At 53.0% G+C, this 2,761-nt stretch carries 3 protein-coding genes; all 3 read right to left on the reverse strand.

What is annotated here, in order from left to right:
• Positions 1-82: 82 nt before the first annotated feature.
• Entirely contained in the window at positions 83-1,933 is a 1,851-nt protein-coding gene (locus KKH67_04045) for a hypothetical protein (GenBank protein ID MBU1318349.1), read from the reverse strand.
• A 115-nt stretch (positions 1,934-2,048) separates the two neighbouring features.
• Positions 2,049-2,282, reverse strand: coding sequence for a type II toxin-antitoxin system prevent-host-death family antitoxin (locus tag KKH67_04050; GenBank protein MBU1318350.1), 234 nt, complete (start codon positions 2,280-2,282; stop codon positions 2,049-2,051).
• A complete protein-coding gene (locus KKH67_04055; GenBank protein MBU1318351.1) occupies positions 2,279-2,581 on the reverse strand; it encodes a type II toxin-antitoxin system RelE/ParE family toxin in 303 nt (100 codons plus the stop codon). The genes KKH67_04050 and KKH67_04055 overlap by 4 nt, the downstream gene beginning before the upstream one ends.
• Between the last annotated feature and the right edge of the window lie 180 nt (positions 2,582-2,761).

Here is a 2,761-nt window from a genome sequence, read left to right on the forward strand (position 1 = left end):
ACTAAAAAATGTCAAGCAATACAAAAAGGCGGCAGAAAATGAGGTGAAGCAGTGCTTGGCAGTATAGATATAGCTTCAAGTCCTATGCAACGCTCTCAGTCTGCGACCCCTGACTGAAGGTCACCAAGGCTCCACAGTTTGCCAACGGGCTCTCGTTTGAGTAGTTGCAGACGGCAATATGGTACTTGCCTCCACTGACCCATCGGGCAATCTCCAACGACTCAGGCCCAGATCCGTGCCTGATGTCTGTATCGAGTTGAGCCCAAGGCGACTGCATGGTACTACCTCGATCCGAGTAGTAGACCTCGTAATCAAGTTCATGTGAGACGATGCGAACATGGAGATCAAGGTCACGGGGCATCGAGCCCCAAGACAGTGTGACCTTCGAACATGTTCCAGCCGGCATGGGCATTGCACTTGTGAGTGGTGCACCTACCCTCACGCACCGCTTTGACAAAACTTCGCCGACAATGTCTCTGAATCTGCTCTGGGCCTCATCCGAACCAGGCCGCATCAGGGGGATGAAGCTCGTCCGGTCTCTGACGGAGGGTTCAACGCCATCCAGCAAAGACTGGCGTCCCCGTCCATAATTAACCAGAACAACATGTGCTCTCGGGCGGCCAGCGGCGTAGTCTGTAATGGCATCGCAGAAGCTCTTGGAAGAGGCCGTTTTGTACTGTTTGCATTCGACCTCGAGAATGGACATGTCCGGGGATGTGATTGGTTCCCCGATCAGCGAGTAGTCCGGCTGTATGTTTCGCTTCCGGCCCTTGCCAACTGGATGCTGCAACGGCGAACGTAACTCCGCCCAGATATGCATTGTGGGCTCTCCGCGAGTCAAGGTTGCGAGATGTGTTCCTGAGAAGGACAGCAGTAGCGATCCATCTACGTGGTGGATGTGCACGCCGTAGTCCTCGCAAGCGTCTATGATCTGACTTCCGACCCAAGTCGAGTAGAGCTCGTGCCGCCTTCTCCAGATTGGGAGTTGAAGGAAGTCCTGAAGGTTTTTCACCAGCGCCTCGCCTTGGAAATCCTCCTGCGGAACTTTGTCGAACACCTGCTCCAAGGTACCGCTCAGTTCCTCTGCAACAGGCCGTCTGTCCTCTGGTGGAAGGTTGGATATGCGCTCAGCGTGGTCGTAAGCTCCAGAAGCAAATGAACCGGCCCAGCCATCGGAGTCGATGCTCGCCAGGAACTCTGGCGACCACATTTGCCGATTGCTCTCGCCGGATTCCTGGCGTTCGCGCCGCTCGTTCCTCTGGTTCCGCTCCTCGCGCAAATCGTCTCGTCTATCACCGTACCTTGCGCTCTCTGTAACGACAGTCATCCAGACTTGCCACGCTCGCCGGAGGATGTCATCAAGTTGCTTCTCTCCCGTGCTTGGGGCTTGAAATTGGAACTTGGGCCAAACTCTGGACTCGTTGTAATCTATGAGCCACTTCCTGGCGGTAGGATTTGAGACTTGGGGCCGCATGGTTCTCAGTGCCCCGTTCAACTCCCAGATTGTCTGGTAATCCCAGACATTGACGAGGAAGACGCCAGCAACCCTTGACCAAACTTCGTGCCATTGGCGGAAATGGCGAAGGTCGAAACTGAGTTCGGGGTGTTTTGTGCCGAAATCGAACCGAATGGCGAGGTTGTTGTTGGTCCGTGTCGCACCTGCTTTCTCAAACATGCGCAGCAAGTCAGACATCATCTCCGCGTATGGCTGGATGGCCCTGAAGAAGGCGAACAAGAACGATTCAACAGGAGTAGCAGTCGAACGGAGCAACTCTTCAAGAGAACCCTTGTTCGGAAGCGCGAGATGGGTCCGCAAATCGTGTTCGAGATCGTCATCGTAGGATTCGGTGTCGAGTCCCGCTTCCTGCTTCAGGTAGAGCCATATGGAGCGTGAATCGTCCAAGATCGGGGTGACGCTCGGCTTCTTGGCCATTGTACCGTGTCCTTTCTCTTCGGGGCTAACGACAGAACTGAGCTGCGGGAAACCGCCCCATAAAGCCTTTGTTTACCAACCGACCACATTAGGCGGTTTCCCGTCAGCTCCAGCGCTAAGTTAGGCTCTGCTCTAACTTGGCGCGGCTGATAGTCTTTTGTGTGCGGCGTTTTGTGATAAATGCCCAGAATTTGTCGCTACTCCCTAATTGCAATTGCTCCTCATCCATCCCTTCGATGCCAACAATAAGTGCAATGGGCTTTCCATTACTCGTGATGACTACACGTTCGCGCTGGGCTTCGTTAACACAGGTATCCAGAGTCGATTGTTCAAGACCTACCATTTTCATAGTATTTCCTCCGTTGTTTTATGTGGTGGCTTGTACCGAATTGCAAGAATCATCACGACACATGCTACCTCATCCACATCATAGAAAACGCGATATTCACCAACACGCAACTCCCAAACGGGTTCTACGTGTTCCCACAGTGGAATCAAGCCGACAAGAATCTTTCTGTTTCGCGTTTGTCGTGTTGGCTCGTGCGTTAACTGGGTTTCGATGCTATCAAGAATTTGTGCGCGCTCGTAAGCGCGCAAATTTGCTAAATCATCGGCGACGCCTTCAGCGTATTCAATTTTATATGTCATGGTTTACTTGAAACGGTTCCCTCTGCAATCGCCCACCAGTCAGAACGGTGTTGTGTGGACTGCTTCTGCGTAGGATATTATCCTGACGGAGCTTGCATCCGAACCGCTGACCTTTCACGCGCCTAACGATTGAGCTCACCTGCCCAAAACCCAAGCAGATGAACCGTGGATAAACCACAA

Source organism: Candidatus Zixiibacteriota bacterium, assembly GCA_018820315.1.
Lineage (GTDB): Bacteria > Zixibacteria > MSB-5A5 > JAABVY01 > JAHJOQ01 > JAHJOQ01.